We start from the raw sequence: 2222 nt of genomic DNA, 5'->3' as shown, positions 1-2222 counted from the left end.
GCAGCTGGTCCGCAAGGGCCGCAGCGCCAAGGTCGGCAAGACCAAGACGCCTGCCCTCAAGGGCAGCCCGCAGCGCCGCGGCGTGTGCACGCGCGTGTTCACCACCACGCCCAAGAAGCCGAACTCGGCGCTCCGCAAGGTGGCGCGTGTGAAGCTCTCCAGCGGCATCGAGGTCACCGCCTACATCCCGGGTGTCGGCCACAACCTGCAGGAGCACTCGATCGTGCTCGTCCGTGGCGGTCGTGTCCGCGACCTGCCCGGTGTGCGTTACAAGATCGTCCGCGGCGCGCTCGACACCCAGGGTGTGCGCGGCCGCCAGCAGGCTCGCAGCCGTTACGGCGCCAAGAAGGAGAAGAAGTAATGCCTCGTAAGGGCCCGGCCCCGAAGCGGCCGCTCGCGATCGACCCGGTCTACGAGTCGACCACCGTCACCCAGCTCGTCAACCGCGTGCTGCTCGACGGCAAGAAGTCCACCGCCGAGCGCATCGTCTACGACGCGCTCGAGGGCGTGCGCAGCAAGACCCAGCAGGAGCCGGCCACCGTTCTCAAGCGTGCGCTCGAGAACGTGCGTCCCACGCTCGAGGTCCGCTCCCGCCGCGTCGGTGGCGCCACCTACCAGGTGCCGGTCGAGGTGCGCACGGCGCGCCAGACCACCCTCGCGCTGCGCTGGCTCGTCGACTACGCCCGCGCTCGCCGCGAGAAGACGATGACCGAGCGCCTCATGAACGAGATCCTCGACGCCAGCAACGGCCTCGGCGCCGCTGTCAAGCGCCGCGAGGACACCCACAAGATGGCTGAGTCCAACCGGGCGTTCGCGCACTACCGCTGGTAACACTGCCGCGGCCCCAGCGCTGACCCGCGCGCGGCCGCCTCATTCGCTGCTCATCACCACCAGAAAAGGGCCACTGTGGCACAGGACGTGCTGACCGACCTGAACAAGGTCCGCAACATCGGCATCATGGCGCACATCGACGCCGGCAAGACGACGACGACCGAGCGGATCCTGTTCTACACCGGCGTCAACTACAAGATGGGCGAGACCCACGACGGCGCCTCGACCACCGACTGGATGGAGCAGGAGAAGGAGCGCGGCATCACCATCACCTCCGCCGCGGTGACCTGCTTCTGGAACAACAACCAGATCAACATCATCGACACCCCCGGGCACGTCGACTTCACCGTTGAGGTGGAGCGCAGCCTGCGCGTGCTCGATGGCGCGGTCGCGGTGTTCGACGGCAAGGAGGGCGTGGAGCCCCAGTCGGAGACCGTGTGGCGTCAGGCCGATAAGTACAACGTTCCCCGCATCTGCTTCGTCAACAAGATGGACAAGCTCGGCGCGGACTTCTACTTCACGGTCGACACGATCATCAACCGCCTCAAGGCCAAGCCGCTGGTCATCCAGCTGCCGATCGGCGCCGAGACCGACTTCGAGGGCGTCGTCGACCTGGTCGAGATGCGTGCGCTGACCTGGCGCGGCGAGACCGAGCTGGGCGCGGCGTGGACCGTCGAGGACATCCCCGCGGACCTGGCCGAGCGGGCCGAGCAGTACCGCTCGGAGCTCGTCGAGGCCGTCGCGGAGACGGATGACGAGCTGCTCGAGAAGTTCCTCGGCGGCGAGGAGCTCACCGTCGCGGAGATCAAGGCCGGCATCCGCAAGCTGACGATCGCCGGAGAGGCGTTCCCGGTGCTGTGCGGCTCGGCGTTCAAGAACAAGGGCGTGCAGCCCATGCTCGACGCCGTGATCGACTACCTGCCCTCTCCCTTGGACGTGCCCTCGATCGACGGGCGCGACCCCAAGGACGAGGAGAAGGTCATCGAGCGTCACGCCGACGAGAACGAGCCGTTCTCGGCGCTGGCGTTCAAGGTCGCCGCTCACCCCTTCTTCGGCAAGCTCTTCTACGTGCGCGTGTACTCCGGCAAGATGGCCTCCGGGTCGCCGGTGCTCAACGCCACCAAGGGCAAGAAGGAGCGCATCGGGAAGATGTTCCAGATGCACTCCAACAAGGAGAACCCGGTGGAGGAGGCCCACGCGGGCCACATCTACGCGTTCATCGGCCTCAAGGACGTCACCACCGGTGACACGCTCAGCGACATCAACGAGCCGGTCGTGCTCGAGTCGATGACGTTCCCCGAGCCCGTGATCTCGGTGGCGATCGAGCCGAAGACCAAGGGTGACCAGGAGAAGCTCTCCACGGCCATCCAGCGTCTCTCGGACGAGGACCC

Annotated in this window: 3 protein-coding genes; all 3 read left to right on the top strand. The window is 67.0% G+C overall.

The annotated features are described in order from the left end of the window. The coding region (gene rpsL / locus ACOJSN_RS06745; RefSeq protein ID WP_420111739.1) for a 30S ribosomal protein S12 at window positions 1-361 on the top strand (361 nt) is incomplete at its 5' end. Continuing rightward, a complete protein-coding gene (gene rpsG, locus ACOJSN_RS06740; RefSeq protein WP_420111738.1) occupies window positions 361-831 on the top strand; it encodes a 30S ribosomal protein S7 in 471 nt (156 codons plus the stop codon). The genes rpsL and rpsG, both read left to right, overlap by 1 nt. 75 nt (window positions 832-906) lie before the next feature. Next, window positions 907-2222, top strand: a 1316-nt coding sequence (gene fusA / locus ACOJSN_RS06735; protein ID WP_420111737.1) for an elongation factor G, incomplete at its 3' end; no start/stop codon positions are given.

The organism is Pseudactinotalea sp. (genome assembly GCF_048594945.1).
Taxonomy (GTDB): Bacteria; Actinomycetota; Actinomycetes; order Actinomycetales; family Beutenbergiaceae; genus Pseudactinotalea.
The sequence above is the reverse complement of the archived record's forward strand: the minus strand, read 5'-3'. Positions and strand labels throughout refer to the sequence as shown.